Below are 16,121 nucleotides of genomic sequence, written 5' to 3' on the forward strand. Positions count from 1 at the left end.
GAGCGCGGGTATGAGCGTCGTCCCCGGCGGGCAGCCGCCGGGAGAACTCTCCGGCCGCGCCCCGCACGCCCTGGCGAGCATCCGCCGATCGATACCGCGTGACTGGGACGAACAGGTCGACCTGTTCGCCATCGTCAAGCTCGACAGCGGTGGCTTCGTGCGCGGATGGAACCTGGGCGCCGAGCGGATCAAGGGCTACACCGAAGACGAGATCATCGGATGCCATTTCTCGCAGTTCTACCGCGAGGACGCCCGTCGCCGCGGCGTACCCGATCACCTGCTCGCCGCCGCTCAGCGCGACGGTCACGTCGAGGACACGGGGTGGCGGGTCCGCAACGACGGCAGCGAGTTCTGGGCGCGCGTGACCATCTCGGCGATCCGCAACGACCAGGGTCAGGTGCTCGGGTTCGTGAAGATCGTGCGCGACCTGACGAGCGAGAAGCAGGCGTCGGACGACCGCGCCGCCGCACGGCGTGCCGTGGCTCGTGATCTGCTCTCCCCCGCGACGGCGCTGCACGAACTCCTCGCGCTCCTCGGCGACGAGCTCGGTCCCGACCATCGCGTGCTGCGGCTCGCGGCGGAGGCGACCGACCGCATCCTCGTGGTGACGGAGACGCTCGGGGGCGTCGCGGACACGCCCGCTCGGCGGGGCCGGCGGAGCGAGACCTTCGACGCGGTCGCGCGCGACGCGGTCACGCTCGTGCTCCCCGGTGACACGCACGGCCGCGTCGTGTTCGGACAGATGGATGCCGTGCCCGTCTGCGCCGACGGGAGAGGACTGCGCAACGCGGTCGCGCACGTGCTCGAGAACGCCGCCAAGTACTCCGACGACGTCATCGACGTCGATGCGTACGAGACCGACGAGGGTGCCGCCGTCCGCGTGCACGATCGTGGGCGCGGCATCCGCGCCGATGATCTGGTCGCCATCATGCAGGACGGCAACCGCGGACGCACGGGCGATGCGCAAGACGGTGCCGACGAAGGTGGTCTGACGAAGGCACGGCGCATCGCCGGCGAGCACGGCGGCATGCTGCGCATCACCAGCGTCCCGGGCGAGGGGACGACCGTGACGATCACGGTTCCCCGCTCCGACGACTCGCTGTCGTGCTGACCCGGTTTCAGTCCTCGGAGACGGCCAGTTCCGCTCCTGCCGCGGCGATCTCGGTCAATGCGGCGTCGCTCGAGACGGGATGCACGCCCGCGACGAGGTCGGTGAGCACGCGCACGCGGCGCCCGGCCGCCAAGGCGTCGAGAGCGGACGCCCGCACGCAGTAGTCGGTGGCGATGCCGACGACGTCGATGTCGCGGATGCCGTGGGCGTCGAGGATCTCCGCCGCGGTCTCGCCGCCGTCGGAGACGCCCTCGAAGAGGGAGTACGCGGGCTTTCCCTGCCCCTTCTTGAGGTGGTGGGTGACGCGCGAGGTGTCGAACACGTCGTCGTAGGCGGCGCCGTACGTGCCGCCGACGCAGTGCACCGGCCACGTGTCGACGAAATCGGGCTCGGACGAGAAGTGCCCGCCGTTGTCGTCGTCGCCGTTGTGCCAGTCGCGCGAGGCGACGACGAGCGCGTAATCGTCGGCATGGGCCCCGAGGTAGCGCGAGATCCGCTCGGCGACCGCGTCACCGCCCTCGACTCCGAGGGCACCGCGCTCGGTGAAGTCGTTCTGCACGTCGACGATGAACAGGGCACGGGTCATGCGTCGAGCCTACGCGCGCGTCGTCCGCCCGCGCCCCGGATCGAGACGTCGGGGTCGATCGCGTCGGCATCCGTCCGGCCCCGCTTCGAGGGCCACCAGGTGACACCTGACGCGTGGATCCTCAGCCGCGGACGAAGAGCATCACGACGGAGACGACGAAAGCCACGACCCCCAGCGCCAGCACCCCCACCGCCAGCAACGACACGAACCGCACCAGCGGCGAGGAGCGCGTCAGGCGCATGCGGTGCTCGCTCCCCCGCCGATAGAAGATGTCGATCATGTCGGCCGACCCCACCTTGGCGTCGTCGTGCGCTGACAGCGCCGCCTCGTTCACGCCGCCGTCATGGTCGAACCACCGAACGACCCGCCCCTCGTCGACACGCTCCACCACGGCCCGGGCGGGCATCCACGTGCCGTCGGCGAGCAGGAGGAACACCGCGGCGAGGGCGAGCAGCAGACCCGCGCCCAGGCCCACCCACGTGAAGATCTCGATGAGGGCGTCGATCGCATTCGACACGGGCACTCCAGCGGGTAGCGGACGGGCACGACCGTCGTGGGGGTGGGTCTGCCAGCTTATCGGTCGGGTTCGCCGGCCCCGCGGCCTCTCGGCACCGGGATGGTGTCGCGGAGGCTCGAACCGACCGGATGACTTCCGCTCCGGCGAGCGCACGCGCACCGCTCAGGCGGGCGTCGCGATCCCGGCAGACGGGAAAAGGCCCCCACCCGGTGGAAGCGGGTGAGGGCCTTCGGAGCCGCCTAAGGGAATCGAACCCTTGACCTATTCATTACGAGTGAATCGCTCTGCCGTCTGAGCTAAGGCGGCACGTGCGCGCTGTCGCGTGCACGATCATCGAGTTTACATGCTTCAGCGCACTCGGACGCACACAGCCGATGGAGCGGTCAGTAGTCGCCGCTCGCGGTCCTGTCGGCGAGGATGTCGCGGCTGGACGACAGGCCCAGGCGCGTCGCTCCCGCGGCGATCATCTGCTCGGCGGCGTCCCGCGTGCGTACACCGCCCGAGGCCTTGACCTCGGCCCGATCACCGACCGTGCGCTTCATCAGCTCGACCGCGTGAACGCTGGCGCCGCCGGCCGGGTGGAACCCCGTGGAGGTCTTGACGAAGTCGGCTCCTGCGGCCACCGCCGCCTCGCACACGGCCACGATGGCTTCGTCGCTCAGAGCCGCCGACTCGATGATGACCTTGAGCACCGTGGGCGCCGGGACGGCGTCGCGCACCGCGCGGATCTCGGCCTCGACGGTGTCGTAGCGCCCCTCGACGGCGGCGCCCACGTCGATCACCATGTCGATCTCGTCAGCGCCCTGAGCGACCGACAGCGCCGCCTCGGCCGCCTTGATCTCGGCATGGTGCTTGCCGCTGGGGAAACCGCAGACGACGGCGAGCTTCACCCCCTCGGGCACCTCCACCGGCAGGAACGACGGCGAGATGCAGACGCTGTAGGTACCCAGCGCGGCGCCCTCGGCGATGAGTCGTTCGACGTCGGCACGGGTGGCCTCGGGCTTGAGCAGGGTGTGGTCGATGTACGTCGCCAGGTCGGCGGTGGGCGCGGTCATAGGGTTCTCCTCGGGGTGTGACGAACCAAGCGTAGGCGAGGTCGTCATTCGCAGCGCAGTCCCGCCTCGGGCACGGTGCCGTCGACGAGGTAGTCGTCCACGGCGCCGTTCACACAGGCGTTTCCCTTGTTGTAGGCGAGGTGGCCTTCGCCGACGTAGGTCACGAGCACGCCCTGCGAGAGCTGATCGGCGAGCGCCTGCGCCTCGGTATAGGGCGTGGCCGGGTCACCGGTGGTGCCGAGCACGACGATGGGCGGCGAGCCGGGCGCGGTGATCTCGGCGCGCGTCCCCGTCGGGGGCGCGGGCCACGCGGCGCACGGGTCGGGACCCACCCAGTAGGGCGCCACGACAGGCGCCTTCTGTTCGAGCTCCGCCTCGAGCGCCTCGTCGTCGGTGTCGGCCTCGTCGGGATAGTCGACGCAGTTGTACGCCCTCAGCGCCTCGAGGGTGTTGCTCGAGTACTGCCCGTTCTCGCGTCCGTTGTAGAAGTCGGCCAGCTGGAAGGCGACCGACGCGTCACCGTTCTGCACGTCGGTGAGGGCGGTGCGCAGATACGGCCAGCTCTGATCGCTGTACAGAGCGGCGAGGACGGCCGTCACGAGGGTGTCCGCGCCGAGGCTGCGGCCGTCGCCGTTGGTCAGCGGACGCGCGTCGACCCGCTCCAGCAGCGCGCTCAGGTCGCTCATCGCGTCATCGACGGAGCCCGCGAACGGGCAGTCCGAACGCGTCAGGCAGTCGGCCATGAAGGCGCGCAGTGCGTTCTCGAAGCCCACGGCCTGAGCGATGCCGCTCGCACTGCCGGGGAGGCTCGGATCGATGCCGCCATCGAGCACCATCCGCCCGACGCGTTCGGGGAACAGGCCGGCATAGGTGGCTCCGAGGAGCGAACCGTACGAGAAGCCGAGGTAGGAGAGCTTCGCGTCACCCAGGACCGCGCGCAGCAGATCCATGTCGCGCGCGGCGTTCTCGGTCGAGATGTAGGGCAGGATGCCATCACTCCCCGCCTCGCACGCTCGGGCGAAATCTGCTTGACGCTGCTCGAGCGCGGCGTCGCGCTCGTCGCTCCCCCGCTTCCCCGGCGGGACGTCGTACAGGAAGGCGTCCATATCGGCCGCGTCGTAACAGGTCACGGCCGACGACTGCCCGACCCCCCTCGGGTCGAACCCGATCACGTCGTACGAGGCGGTGAGGGTCTCGTCGGCCACCAGCGACAGCGAGTCGCGCACGGTGTCGACTCCGCTCACGCCCGGTCCCCCGGGATTGGTGAGCAACGACCCCAGCGGCTGACCCGATGTCGCACGATGGCGGATCACGGCCAGCTGCAGGTCACCGGCAGACGGATCCGCGTAGTCGCGGGGGGCGGTGACCGTCGTGCAGTCGAAGCCGACGCTGCCGCAGTCGCTCCACGTCAGCGTCTGGCCGTAGTACGGCAGGAGGGACGCCTCGATGCCGTCGGTCTGCGGCGCGAGCGAGCGCTCCGTGTCGGGCGCCATCGGCGGGATCTGAGCGTAGAGACACCCGCTCAGCACGAGGGCGAGACCCGCCATCCCCGCGATGACGGCGGTCACGCGACGGCGCAGGCTCACGGTGCCGAACCGTTCGCCACGGTGATCATGAGGCTCTCCAGCGCCAGCGGCGGGGCGGCGTTCTGTTCGAGGTTGCGGCGCGTGACCGTGATGCGATCGAGCACACCGAGGGTGCGGGCGGGCGTCCACTCCGCGGCGAGGGAGCGCAGGGCGTCGATCCGCTCGCTGTTGACGAGATCCCCCTCACGGCCGTACTGGATCATCACGACATCGCGGAACAGCGACTGCAGATCGGTGAGCACCCGGTCGATACCGTCGCGGAGGCTGCGGGTGGCCCGGCGCTTCTGGTCGTCTTCGAGGGCGTTGACCTGCCCGCGCACCGAGGGCGGCACGGCGGCGCCCTCGGCGACGCCGAGCATGCGCAGCAGCGACCGGCGCTCTTCTTCGTCGCGGGTGGCGGTGAGGGCCTTGGCGTCCTCGGTGGCCAGGCGCACCATGCGACCCGCGACGTCGACGGCGTCGCCGATGCCCCGCACCGCGAGGACGGCGGAGAGTGTTTCGGCGCGGCGTGCCCGTGCGTCGTCGTCGGTCGCGAGACGCTGGGCCATACCGATGTGGCGCTGCGCGTGGCGAGCCGACTCCTCGGCGATCTCGGCGGAGACACCGGTGCGCTCGACGATGAGCGCTGCGACGTCGGCGACCGACGGTTCGCGGAGGCGGAGTACCCGCACCCGTGAACGGATGGTGGGCAGCAGATCGGCGTCGCTCGGCGCGCAGAGCACCCAGACGGTCTTTTCGGGCGGTTCCTCGAGAGCCTTCAGAAGCACGTTGGACGTGCGCTCCGACATGCGATCGGCGTCTTCGACCACGATCACGCGGTGCCTGCCGAGAGACGGCGCGAACGACGCACGTTCGACGAGGCGACGGGCCTCGTCGATCCGGATCACGACCTGTTCCGTGCGCAATGCCGTCAGATCGGGGTGCGTGCGCGCGAGCACCTGACGTTGGCCGCGCTCATCGCCCGGGTCGGCGATCAGCGCGGCGGCGAACGCATAGGCGAGGGTGGAGCGCCCCGACCCGGGCGGGCCGGTGATGAGCCAGGCGTGCGCGAGGGAGGAGGGGGTGGATGCCGCCGCGCGCAGCGATGCGACCGCCTCGTCTTGCCCCCACACGGCGTCCCACGGGAAGGGCGCCGGGCCGACGGCCTGCGGGGACGGATCGAGGGCGACGGACATGGGCTCCAGCCTAACCGCGGGGTCGGACACCGCCGCTGGCGTTCGGCTGTGCAAAACCTCGGCGGTGTGGGCGGGGAGCACCGAGTGCGCCGCGAGCCAGGGACGATGGATGCCGTTGCGGATCGTCCGACGTCTGCGCCGCGCCCGCGTCAGACCTCGACGCGTCGCCCGCAGCGGCATCCCGCACCGCCGCCTGCGCGGCTCAGTCCAGACGCTCCGCGACCGCCGCGCGCACGAGGGCGGCGAGGTCGCCGGGGGCCGCTTCCGCGTCGAGCACGAGGAAACGCCGGGGTTCGGCGTCGGCGAGGGCGAGGAAACCGGCGCGCACGCGCGCGTGGAAGTCCTCCTTCTCCGCCTCCAGTCGGTCGAAGGGTTTGTCGTCGGCGTCGAGACGGCGGCGCGCAGCGGCGGGGTCGAGGTCGAGGAGCACGGTCAGGTCGGGGAGCAGTCCGTCGGTCGCCCACAGCGACAGCGCGCGAACGTCGTCGGCGTCGAGGACCCGGCCGGCGCCCTGGTAGGCGACGGACGAGTCGAGGTAGCGGTCCTGGATGACGACGTCGCCACGTGCCACGGCCGGACGCACGTGCGTGGCGATGTGATGCGCGCGATCGGCGGCGTAGAGCAGTGCCTCGGCGCGGGCGTCGATGTGGCCGCGGTGATGCAGGACGATGTCACGAATACGCACACCGACGTCGGTTCCACCCGGCTCGCGGGTGCGCACGACCCGCCGACCCCGCTCCTCGAGCCAGCGCTCGAGAAGCGACGCCTGCGTGGTCTTTCCCGCGCCGTCCCCGCCCTCGAAGGTGATGAACAGCCCGGGCCCCCCGGCCGCCGCGGCCCGGGGGGCGTGCAGCGGCCGGGTGAGGTCGTCGGTCACGACGTCTTCGCCGGCGCCTTGCGCGGGGTCGTGGTGCCCGTCGTCGACGTCGCTGCGGCCGTGGTCGCGGCAGCCTTGGTCGCGGGCGTCTTCGTCGCCGGGGCCTTCGCCGCGGTCGTCCGCGTCGCGGTCGACTTCGTCGCCGTCGCCCGAGTCGCCGTCGTCTTCGCTCCCGCGGTCTTCGTCGCCGCGGTCTTGGTGGCCGCCGTCTTCGTCGCCGCGGTCTTCGTCGCCGCGGTCTTCGTCGCCGCGGTCTTCGTCGCCGCGGTCTTGCGGGCCGGGGCCGCCTTCTTGGGAGCCGGTCCCTTCGCCCGCTTGTCGGCGATGAGTTCGATCGCGCGCTCGAAGGTGATCTCCAATGCGTTCTCGCCGCGGGGAACTGTTGCGTTGGTCTCGCCGTCGGTGACGTACGGACCGAACCGGCCGTCCTTGAGCTTGATCGGCTTGCCGCTGACGGGATCCGCGTCGAACTCCTTCAGCGCGCTCGAAGCCCGGCGCGCGCCGTACTTGGGCTCCGCGTACTTGGCGAGCGCCTGTTCGAGGGTGATGTCGAAGATCTGCTTCTCGTCGTCGAGTGAGCGGGAATCGGTCCCCTTCTTCAGGTAGGGACCGAAGCGGCCGTTCTGCGCGGTGATCTCGGCACCGGTCTCGGGGTCGGTGCCCACGACGCGCGGGAGCGAGAGCAGCTGCAGTGCGGTGTCGAGATCGACGGTGTCGACCGACATCGACCGGAACAGCGACGCGGTGCGCGGCTTGGGAGCCGCTTCCTTCTTCGCTCCCCGCTTCTTGGGCTGTTCGACGACCTCGCCCGTGGCCTGGTCGACCTCGTCGGGCTCCTCGGCATCCACTTCCTGCACGTAGGGGCCGAAGCGGCCGTCTTTGACGACGACGAGCTTGCCGTTCTCGGGGTTCTCCCCCAGCACCCGGTCACCCGCGACGGGGGCGTCGATGAGTTCCTGCGCCTTGGCGGGAGTGAGTTCGTCGGGCGCGAGATCCTCGGGGATGTTGACGATCCGCGGCTTCGCCTCGGCATCGGCTGCTGGATCGGTGATCTCCAGGTACGGTCCGTACTTGCCGAAGCGCAGGGTGGCGGTGTCGGTGATCCGCGTCGAGTTCAGCTCGCGCGCGTCGATCTCACCGAGATTGTCCACGATGTGGCGCAGGCCCACCTGCTTGTCCGACCCGAAGTAGAACGACTTCAGCCACTCGGTGCGTCGTTGCTCGCCGCGCGCGATGGCGTCGAGATCGTCTTCGAGGGCGGCAGTGAAGTCGTAGTCGACCAGGTCGGCGAAGTGCTCCTCGAGCAGTCGCACCACGCTGAACGCGAGCCAACTGGGAACGAGGGCCTGACCGCGCTTGGTGACGTACCCGCGGTCGAGGATCACGCCGATGATGCTGGCGAAGGTCGACGGGCGACCGATCCCCTTCTCTTCGAGCGCCTTGACCAGGCTCGCTTCGGTATAGCGGGGCTTCGGCGAGGTGCTGTGCCCCTTGGGCTCCACGTCGCTGACCGCGAGTTCGTCGCCCACCGCGACAGCCGGGAGCGACTGGTCGGCGTCGTCATCGTTGCGCTTCTCGTCGGCGCCCTCTTCGTACGCTTCGAGGAATCCCTTGAAGGTGTAGACGGTTCCGGATGCCGTGAACTCGGCGACCTTGGCCCCGGCATCCACCGTGAGGGTGACCGTGGTCGTCTCGTACTTGGCATCCGCCATCTGACTGGCGACGGTGCGCTTCCAGATGAGGTCGTAGAGCTTCTGCTCGTCGCGGTCGAGCGACGAGGCGAGCGATGCCGGCGTGCGGAAGGTCTCGCCCGACGGACGGATGGCCTCGTGCGCCTCCTGCGCGTTCTTCGACTTGCTCTTGTAGACGCGGGGGTTCGCCGGCACCGCTTTGTCGCCGTAGAGGGCGACGGCCTGCGCGCGCGCAGCCGAAACGGCCTGACCCGACAGGGCGACCGAGTCGGTACGCATGTAGGTGATGAAGCCCTTCTCGTAGAGCCGCTGAGCGACGCCCATGGCGTGCTTGGCGCTCATGGAGAGCTTGCGACCCGCCTCCTGCTGAAGGGTGGAGGTGGTGAAGGGGGCGCGCGGGCTGCGCGTGCCCGGCTTCGCCTCGACCTTGGCGACGGTGGCACGCCCGGCCTCGGTGATGGCATCGGCCAAGGCGCGGGCCTCGGTCTCGTCGAGGACGACGACGGCCTTCTTGAGCTGGCCGAGGTCGTCGTAGTCGCCGCCGCGCGCGATGGGGGCGCCGTCGAGGCGGTTGAGTCGCGTGGTGAACGACGAGCCCGATCGGGAGGCGAGCGCCTCGACGTCCCAGTACGAAGCCGAGACGAACGCCATGCGCTCGCGCTCGCGCTCCACGACCATGCGTGTCGCCGCCGACTGGACGCGGCCGGCACTCAGCGCCGTACCCTCACGTCCGGAACCGACCTTGCGCCATAGCACCGGGGAGACGTCCCAGCCGTAGAGCCGGTCGAGCACGCGACGCGTCTCCTGGGCATCGACGAGGGAGACGTCGAGCTCGCGTGTGTGCTCGGCGGCGTCCTGGATGGCGTCCTTGGTGATCTCGTGGAAGATCATGCGACGGACGGGGACCTTGGGCTTGAGTACTTCCAAGAGGTGCCACGCGATGGCCTCGCCCTCGCGATCACCATCAGTGGCGAGCAGGACTTCGTCGGCACCCTTGAGCGCGCGCTTCAACTCGGCGACCGTCTTGGTCTTGCGGTCGTTCACGACGTAGAAGGGGTCGAAGTCGTTCTCGACATCGATGGAGTACTTGCCGTACGCCGCCTTCTTGTCGGCCGGGATCTCTTTCTTCGACGCCAGGTCGCGGATGTGACCGACCGAGCTGAGCACCTCGTAGTCGTCGCCGAGGTATCCCTGGATCGACTTCATCTTCGTCGGGGACTCGACGATGACGAGTTTCTTGCCGTTTGCCACTGGGGTCCTTTCGTCGATGCACACCATACACACGCCTCCCTGTTCGGGTTCCGGGAGGTCTCACGGGGCGGACGGTTCGGGAGGTCCGGCCCGGGAGCGCGCATCGAATGGAATTCCACCGTACGCCCCACCGACGGAGATGGTGGCGATGAGACCCTCCAGATCGCACTGGGTCAGGCGGACCTCGTTCGCCGCGGCGATCCGGCCGGCCTGCTCGCACGGCTCGCCCGGCACGGCTCCGCTCACGGCGTCTGCCGCCGCGAGCGCGGCCGCGTCGGCGACACCGGCCACCCGCTGCGCTTCGATCGCCGCGGCGCCCGCGATCCCGAGCGACACGGTCACGGCCACCAACGTCGCCACAACGCCGACGATCGAGACGCTGCCCGCCATCAACGGCCTCCGTCGAGCGCGCACGCTCGGGCCGTGACGGCGGGCAGCGGCGGTCCCACCGCAACCGGCGCCGCCGCCGCCACGCACACCAGCCCGTCGTGACGGTCGACGGACGCCGTTCCGCCCGTCGCGGCGATTCCCGCGAGGGCCTCGGCGTCACCCCGGCCGAGCAGCCGCGCGGCCTCCGTCGCGGCGTGTTGCAGACGTACCGTCGCCGCCGCCGATCCGAGGACGCCGACGCCGAGCGCGAGGACGATGATCACCGCCGGCAGGGCCACCGCGAACTCGGCGGTGACGGCTCCCCGGTCATCGAGCTGTCGACGCGTCATTGCACGGTGAGCGCGCGCCGGACCAGATCGGTCAGGATGCCGCGGACCTCGTCGCTGCGCATGATGACGACCAGCAGGCCCGCGAAGGCGACGGCCGCCATCGTCCGACCCCTCGCGCCTACTGGCGCTTCCGCCGGTGCTCCCGCCGTTCTCCTGGTCCGTCACGACCCAGAAAGCCGCCGCCTAAAGCGGGCTCCCAAGCTCCCGGCGGCGAACGTTCGCCGGGTCACCCAGGGCCGAAGCTCACCCAGGACGAGAGTCCGACCGGGGCGAGGCCCGCCCAGATTAAGGAAAAGACAATGACCGTGAACACCGACCCGTTCGTTCGGGCCTTCCTGACGTTCCGCTCCTCCCTCCTGGTGGCCGTGGACTACCAGAACCCGAACTACACGAACAGCGCCATCCACCGCGAGCGGCTCGCGCAGCTGGAAAAGGCCCGCGAGTCGCTGCTCGCCCAGATCCCGGCGGAGTCGAAGACCGACCCCAACGTCGGCATCGCGGAGGTGCTGGGCAAGCTGGCCCCGAAGAACGCCGACGACGTGGCGCTCCAGCGGATGGAGTGGGAGAAGGTGTCGAGCCTGATCCGCGCGGGCCGTTCCCTGGAGGCGCTGATCCTGTCGGCACAGCCGCTCCGTCTCGCGGCGATCGCGAACTGGATCAAGGTGTCGGACGAGGCGCTGACATCCGGCGACTCGGAGGGCGTGGCCGAGGAGGTGCGGGCGCTCGTCTACTCCCGCCTGGTCGACCTCGGGGTGCCCGAGGCCATCGCCGCCCGTGACGTCGTGGAGGACGCGAATGTCGTGTCCGCGTGGCGTGACGTGCTGCTCGGCGCGGTGGAGGGTGCGGCTTCCGTGGGCGCGCTCGGTCGCCTCTACAAGGTGGACCCGGCGGGTTACGCGGCGCTCGGCATCGAAGAGACGCTGTCGCGTGACGTGGCGCTGGACGAGAAGGTGCAGCGGCTGGACCGTCTGAGCCAGTCCGAGCACCCCGCCCCGGCGCTTCGCTACTAAACCGTTCGAGGGGCGGCGGGCTACGCGCTCGCCGCCCGCCCCTCTATAGGAAGTGCATCAAATGGCTAGTGGTGTGAAGACATCACCCGAAGTGCGGAGCCGGGTAGTCGAGCTTGTGCGGTCGGGTGAGACGCGCATGGCGGTTGCGCGAGACGTGGGCATCAGTGCGCGGACGGTTTCGGAGATCGTCAAGGCAACGCCGGGCGTCGAGTTCGCGCGGACGGGCCAGGGTTCCTCAGGCACGCCCGAGGCGATGGCGAAGGCGCGGGGCGTCATGAGCGAGTACGCGCGCCATCGCCGCGCCAAACTGGCGGACCGCATCATGGACGAAGCGGAGCGGATCCTCGACCAACTGGGTGCCACGTTGCCCCCTCGGGACCGACTCGCGCTGAACCAGGCGCTGGCTGCTAACGGCAAGGGCTACGAGTCGTACACGACGCTTGAAGCGAAGGCGGCACCGGACATGGAGTACGCAAAGGGGCTGATCGTCACGTTCAGCGAGGCAGCGGCTCAGGTGAGCCTGGTGCTTGGCGCTCCCCGGCCTGGCCTCATACAAGAATGAGCCTGCCCTGCGATGAGTCCCGGTTTCACCGGGAAACTCATCGGTCACGGCGACCTGAAGCTCCGAGTGCGGCCACGATGCGCCGCTAGTGTCATGAAGGTGAAGGTATTCATCAGCTGGTCCGGCCCACGCAGCCGCGCCATGGCCGACGCTCTGCGCGACTGGATCCACGACGTCATCCAGAACGTCGAGTGTTTCTGCTCTACTGAGGACATACGAGCGGGGCAGCGTTGGAACAACGAAGTCAACAGTTGGTTAAGCGAGACAGATTTCGGCGTGCTGTGCGTAACGCCTGAGAACATGAGCGCGCCTTGGTTGAACTTCGAAGCGGGTGCTCTCGCAAAGCGGATCGATGACGACGCGCGCGTTGTCCCGGTGACTCTTGGTTTCCAGCCAGCTGCCCTCGAGGAACCGCTGAAGCAGTTCAACGGGGTTCCCGCCGATCGGACCGGCTTCCTGCGGCTAATGAAGTCAATCGCTGAGATTGCTCACCCCACCATGAACATCGAACGACACTTCGACCGGTGGTGGGGGGATCTCGAGGAGAAGATCCAAGAGATTCCGAGCGCCGATGTGCAAGTGAGCGAGCCCCAGCCGCCCGACGTGTCCGAGATGTTTACGGACATCATGTCGTCCATCCGCGGGCTGACCAACGAACTCCGACACCGTTCGCCTGCGGCCAGCAGCAGCAGCAGCAGCCTGTCCGCGAGCGAGTATCGGTCAATCGCCGGGGTCTTGGCCGAGAACGCAGAGCTCCGCGAGAATGTATTGGCCGGGAACCCGAGCGCCCTACGTTACCTCCGCGCTCAGGCGAAGCACCAGAGAGACGCAGCGTCTGGTTCTCCGCTCTCCCTGAAGCTACAGGCGATCCGTGATGCCCAAAACCGAGACATCCTCGAGCAAGCCCTCTTTCAGGAGGCGGCCGAGCGATCTCGCAACCAAGCACCCGACGATTCTGGCGACGAGGAATTAGACGGATGACCGGCATCAGTCGGGCTACCGGAGCAGGCCGGCCTTGCGGCCTTCTTCCGTTAAGTAAGACACGAACGCAGAGCAAGTGACCAGCACGTATTTGGCGAGTGCCTGGTCCGCGTCGGCGGCCTCAATCCCGCCGTGTCGAATGCCGTCGTCGTCGGACGTCCAGCCGTACATTTGCGACCAAGCACCCTTGAGTGCAGGGTGAATGGTTAGCCCGGCTGCCTCGATCTTCCTCAGGCCCGCCCCCAATGTCCTCTCCCCAGTCACCTTCTTTACGATGGCCTCGACAGCCGAGATGGACTCCTTGATTGAGTTGGGGTAGTCAGGAGTGGTGCGGTCTGCAAAAAGGTCGACTGCGCGATTTAACGCATGACGAGCGCCTCCGACTACGGACGCGTCATCTATTGCTCTTACAATTGCTTCTGACTCGGTACTGGAGTCAATAGGCGTTATCTCCGATCCGATCATCCGATAGCCGACGAGATGTCGTTCAAACATCTCATTAAGCATGCGTTGGAACACACGCCTTAGGGAGGCGGACCGAGGAGTCTCATTCTGCTCCCAATACTTTGTGAATGCCTCCAGTAGATCTAGAACCTCATTCCACTCGGCCGTGTAGACCGCGCTCTTGATCTTGTCCCAGACTGCCCAATCCCTAGGCCTCTCGTCGCGATCCTCGCGGAAGTACCAGACCCACACAGCGTCGAGAAGGCGGTTACATGTGCGGTCGCCGGCGTACTTGTCGAACTCGCCAGGCAGAATGGCGAGTAGGTTCCAGATCGTATGGCGAGACTCGTCGTCAAGGGTCTCGCGCTGCATCACTGTTCGCACCTCTTTGTAGCCGTGCCGCTCTGAGAATGAAGCCATGAAGTCAACCTAGTCGGCACATCCGGCCACGGACTCGGTCAGACATCGGGGTGCGGGAGGGTTAGTCGTGCACCGTCGCCGAAGCCCTCGGTATCATCGGCACGTGCACCCAAGCCACCAGAGTGACTATCAACCGCTGTCAGGTGTGCTCACGCTGATGGGCCCCAAGATCGTTGGCTTGATTCAGGACCTCCTGGGCACCACCAACGTCGGCGTGCTGGACATCAGCCACCGAGTGAAAACGAGGGAGAGCGCCACCAAGAAGATCGACGCCAGCGGGGGCCGGTTCGAAACGTTCCAAGACCTCCACGACATGTTGGGCGTGCGCGTCGTCACCTACTTGCAGAGCGACGTTGACATGGTGGTGAAGATCCTCTCCGAGAATCTTGATGTGGACGCTGGTCGGTCGTCAAACAAGGCGAGCATGCTCGACCCGGATCGATTCGGCTACCTCTCCCACCACCTCGTTGTGAAGCTAAACGGTGCACGCGCGACCTTAGGCGAGTACAAGCCCTACGCCGATATGTACTTCGAGGTTCAGATTCGGTCGATCCTCCAACACGCGTGGGCCCAGATCGAGCATGACCTCGGCTACAAGTCGCCGTCTGGAATCCCTTCTGGCTTGAAGAGGCGTTTCGCTCGACTGGCTGGTCTCCTCGAGACAGCGGACTACGAATTCGATGCCCTTCGTGACGAGACCACGAGGCACGCCAGCCTCGTCAAGATGGCGATTGAGAGTGGAGACGACGCTGCTGTGGACCAGGACTCGATCGAGGCGCTCGTAGCATCCAACGGTGCCACGAGTCGTGCCGATAGGGCGATTGCTGCGGGGATCGGCGCGACCATCGAAAACAACATTTCCAGTGAGTACGCGAGCAGACGTGCCGCCGAACTCCAACAAGTCGGTCTGGGCGCGATCTCTGAAGTTGAGGAAGCGCTTGAGGCGCAGTTCGATGGGCTGGTCCAGTTTGCAATCGCATGGCTGGGCGACCCCGGCACGCGCCCGAGCATCGACGAATTCTACGAAGCGGACGAGGTGCCGGACAACCTCGATCGGGACGGGCGTTATCTCACACTCTCGCCCGGCGTCAGCCTCTTCTATCTGTACCTGCACAGGCAGATGCAAGGCGACGACCCGCAAAGTGAGCTCGTTCACGTTGCCCACATGGACAACCCCGCGTTCTTCGGACGCTTCCAGGAATTGCACCGCAACTTCTTCGGCTGAGACCAAACCACCAGGGGTCGAGCTTCCCCACTCGGTAGCATTGCCACATGGATGCGATAGGGATCGGGTGGACGATCGCGGGCGTGCTCGTGGCGGTCGTATTCGGCGTGGCCGGGCTCGTCACGTGGTTGGTCAGCTACCAGCGGTCTCACCCGAAACGCCGCATCGAGTGGAGTCATACTAGCAAGCCCGTCATCGGCGGCGACCTGGCGGAGAGCGACATTGAATTCAGGGTGAAGGGTACCGAGGTTCGGCTACCGTTCTTCAACGAATTTACCCTGCGGTCCAATAGTCGAGCCGACATTCCCTCGACCTTGTTCGACGGCGGCAAGCCAATCACCTTGAAGGTGCGCGGTGGTGCGGTTGTGGTCGGTGATTTCTCGGGCGACATAAAACATAACGGCGCTATGGGAGGTTCCGGGATGAGCTGGGTCCACTTCGACTACGGACCACAGCTCATACGAAAACACGGTTCGTCGTCCTTTTTCTTTGTGTCAGAAGGGCCCGCGTCTGTCGAAGTTGAGTCTCCCCTGATTGACGTGGGACTAAAACGGACAGTACAGACTGTCGGAATGGAGGGAGGTGGACTGCGTCGTGCCGCGTTTGCATCTGCCGCGACTGCCGCCGCGACAACCGTTGCTGTTGTGTTAGCGACAAGTTTGCTGTTCCCAAATCGATAATACGACGAAGCCCCCGTCGAAACGGGGGCCAGCCGAGATAGACAGCAACCGGAGCCAACCGGTCGGGCCAATTTTACCGCGCCTCGCTTGCGCACGGAATTTCGCCAGTGACGTGACTGGGAGTCACACAGCTGGCTCCCAGTTTCGTGGCTTGCTTGACAAGTACTGCGCGTAGTGGAAGGGGGACAGATAGACAACAAAACAGCTTCCCCAGAGCTGGCTAGAAGACAC

At 67.5% G+C, this 16,121-nt stretch carries 16 protein-coding genes, 1 tRNA gene and 1 pseudogene; 6 read left to right on the top strand and 12 right to left on the bottom strand.

What is annotated here, in order from left to right; genetic code table 11:
- The first annotated feature begins 10 nt into the window (after nt 1-10).
- Entirely contained in the window at nt 11-1,111 is a 1,101-nt protein-coding gene (locus ACTJJP_RS07230) for a PAS domain-containing sensor histidine kinase (protein ID WP_440774346.1), read from the top strand.
- Between the two features lie 7 nt (nt 1,112-1,118).
- Here the strand turns inward: ACTJJP_RS07230 and ACTJJP_RS07235 are convergent, their stop codons facing one another.
- The 11 genes and pseudogenes from ACTJJP_RS07235 to ACTJJP_RS07285 form a co-directional block, all read right to left on the bottom strand.
- Complete coding sequence (locus ACTJJP_RS07235; RefSeq protein ID WP_440774347.1) at nt 1,119-1,697, bottom strand: isochorismatase family protein; 579 nt, start codon at nt 1,695-1,697, stop codon at nt 1,119-1,121.
- A 121-nt stretch (nt 1,698-1,818) separates the two neighbouring features.
- Nucleotides 1,819-2,214 (bottom strand): hypothetical protein, encoded by a 396-nt coding sequence (locus ACTJJP_RS07240; RefSeq protein WP_440774348.1) that lies wholly within the window; start codon nt 2,212-2,214, stop codon nt 1,819-1,821.
- Nucleotides 2,215-2,447: 233 nt separating this feature from the next.
- Nucleotides 2,448-2,520 (bottom strand) — tRNA-Thr (locus tag ACTJJP_RS07245).
- Nucleotides 2,521-2,597: 77 nt separating this feature from the next.
- Entirely contained in the window at nt 2,598-3,317 is a 720-nt protein-coding gene (gene deoC, locus ACTJJP_RS07250; protein ID WP_440774349.1) for a deoxyribose-phosphate aldolase, read from the bottom strand.
- A complete protein-coding gene (locus ACTJJP_RS07255; protein ID WP_440774707.1) occupies nt 3,314-4,816 on the bottom strand; it encodes an alpha/beta hydrolase in 1,503 nt (500 codons plus the stop codon). The genes deoC and ACTJJP_RS07255 overlap by 4 nt, the downstream gene beginning before the upstream one ends.
- Before the next feature lie 35 nt (nt 4,817-4,851).
- On the bottom strand, nt 4,852-6,030 hold the full coding sequence (locus tag ACTJJP_RS07260; protein ID WP_440774350.1) for a DNA polymerase III subunit delta': 1,179 nt from the start codon (nt 6,028-6,030) through the stop codon (nt 4,852-4,854).
- A 202-nt stretch (nt 6,031-6,232) separates the two neighbouring features.
- A complete protein-coding gene (gene tmk, locus ACTJJP_RS07265) occupies nt 6,233-6,907 on the bottom strand; it encodes a dTMP kinase (RefSeq protein WP_440774351.1) in 675 nt (224 codons plus the stop codon).
- On the bottom strand, nt 6,904-9,849 hold the full coding sequence (topA, locus tag ACTJJP_RS07270; RefSeq protein WP_440774352.1) for a type I DNA topoisomerase: 2,946 nt from the start codon (nt 9,847-9,849) through the stop codon (nt 6,904-6,906). Before topA ends, tmk begins: the two co-directional genes overlap by 4 nt.
- Nucleotides 9,850-9,909: 60 nt before the next feature.
- Entirely contained in the window at nt 9,910-10,239 is a 330-nt protein-coding gene (locus tag ACTJJP_RS07275; RefSeq protein ID WP_440774353.1) for an Rv3654c family TadE-like protein, read from the bottom strand.
- The gene (locus ACTJJP_RS07280; protein WP_440774354.1) at nt 10,239-10,568 is read right to left on the bottom strand and encodes a TadE family type IV pilus minor pilin; all 330 of its coding nucleotides are present in this window, start codon (nt 10,566-10,568) and stop codon (nt 10,239-10,241) included. The genes ACTJJP_RS07275 and ACTJJP_RS07280 overlap by 1 nt, the downstream gene beginning before the upstream one ends.
- Nucleotides 10,565-10,672: pseudogene (locus ACTJJP_RS07285) on the bottom strand (DUF4244 domain-containing protein); the annotation flags it as partial. The gene ACTJJP_RS07280 and the pseudogene ACTJJP_RS07285, both read right to left, overlap by 4 nt.
- A 195-nt stretch (nt 10,673-10,867) precedes the next feature.
- Here ACTJJP_RS07285 and ACTJJP_RS07290 point away from each other — a divergent pair.
- From ACTJJP_RS07290 to ACTJJP_RS07300, 3 genes are all read left to right on the top strand, one after another.
- Nucleotides 10,868-11,578: a hypothetical protein gene (locus tag ACTJJP_RS07290; RefSeq protein WP_440774355.1), complete on the top strand. Its 711-nt coding sequence runs from the start codon at nt 10,868-10,870 to the stop codon at nt 11,576-11,578.
- A 73-nt stretch (nt 11,579-11,651) separates the two neighbouring features.
- Entirely contained in the window at nt 11,652-12,140 is a 489-nt protein-coding gene (locus tag ACTJJP_RS07295; protein ID WP_440774356.1) for a helix-turn-helix domain-containing protein, read from the top strand.
- 99 nt (nt 12,141-12,239) lie between these two features.
- A complete protein-coding gene (locus ACTJJP_RS07300; protein ID WP_440774357.1) occupies nt 12,240-13,121 on the top strand; it encodes a toll/interleukin-1 receptor domain-containing protein in 882 nt (293 codons plus the stop codon).
- Between the two features lie 15 nt (nt 13,122-13,136).
- On the opposite strand, the gene ACTJJP_RS07305 is transcribed toward ACTJJP_RS07300, so the two are convergent.
- Complete coding sequence (locus ACTJJP_RS07305) at nt 13,137-13,985, bottom strand: AbiJ-NTD4 domain-containing protein (RefSeq protein ID WP_440774358.1); 849 nt, start codon at nt 13,983-13,985, stop codon at nt 13,137-13,139.
- Between the two features lie 157 nt (nt 13,986-14,142).
- On the opposite strand from ACTJJP_RS07305, the gene ACTJJP_RS07310 reads away from it, so the two are divergent.
- Nucleotides 14,143-15,210: a GTP pyrophosphokinase gene (locus ACTJJP_RS07310; RefSeq protein WP_440774359.1), complete on the top strand. Its 1,068-nt coding sequence runs from the start codon at nt 14,143-14,145 to the stop codon at nt 15,208-15,210.
- A 47-nt stretch (nt 15,211-15,257) separates the two neighbouring features.
- Nucleotides 15,258-15,890 (top strand): hypothetical protein, encoded by a 633-nt coding sequence (locus tag ACTJJP_RS07315; protein ID WP_440774360.1) that lies wholly within the window; start codon nt 15,258-15,260, stop codon nt 15,888-15,890.
- The last annotated feature ends 231 nt before the right edge of the window (nt 15,891-16,121 follow it).

The organism is Microbacterium sp. 22296, assembly GCF_052045385.1.
Classification (GTDB): domain Bacteria; phylum Actinomycetota; class Actinomycetes; order Actinomycetales; family Microbacteriaceae; genus Microbacterium.

Excerpts from the sequence above, each read along its gene's own strand:
- ACTJJP_RS07315 (WP_440774360.1), top strand. The coding sequence starts at position 15,258 with ATGGATGCGATAGGGATCGGGTGGACGATCGCGGGCGTGCTCGTGGCG.
- ACTJJP_RS07305 (WP_440774358.1), bottom strand. The coding sequence starts at position 13,985 with ATGGCTTCATTCTCAGAGCGGCACGGCTACAAAGAGGTGCGAACAGTG.
- ACTJJP_RS07280 (WP_440774354.1), bottom strand. The coding sequence starts at position 10,568 with ATGACGCGTCGACAGCTCGATGACCGGGGAGCCGTCACCGCCGAGTTC.
- ACTJJP_RS07255 (WP_440774707.1), bottom strand. The coding sequence starts at position 4,816 with ATGGCGGGTCTCGCCCTCGTGCTGAGCGGGTGTCTCTACGCTCAGATC.
- ACTJJP_RS07290 (WP_440774355.1), top strand. The coding sequence starts at position 10,868 with ATGACCGTGAACACCGACCCGTTCGTTCGGGCCTTCCTGACGTTCCGC.
- ACTJJP_RS07310 (WP_440774359.1), top strand. The coding sequence starts at position 14,143 with ATGGGCCCCAAGATCGTTGGCTTGATTCAGGACCTCCTGGGCACCACC.
- ACTJJP_RS07260 (WP_440774350.1), bottom strand. The coding sequence starts at position 6,030 with ATGTCCGTCGCCCTCGATCCGTCCCCGCAGGCCGTCGGCCCGGCGCCC.
- ACTJJP_RS07275 (WP_440774353.1), bottom strand. The coding sequence starts at position 10,239 with ATGGCGGGCAGCGTCTCGATCGTCGGCGTTGTGGCGACGTTGGTGGCC.
- ACTJJP_RS07235 (WP_440774347.1), bottom strand. The coding sequence starts at position 1,697 with ATGACCCGTGCCCTGTTCATCGTCGACGTGCAGAACGACTTCACCGAG.
- deoC (WP_440774349.1), bottom strand. The coding sequence starts at position 3,317 with ATGACGACCTCGCCTACGCTTGGTTCGTCACACCCCGAGGAGAACCCT.
- ACTJJP_RS07230 (WP_440774346.1), top strand. The coding sequence starts at position 11 with ATGAGCGTCGTCCCCGGCGGGCAGCCGCCGGGAGAACTCTCCGGCCGC.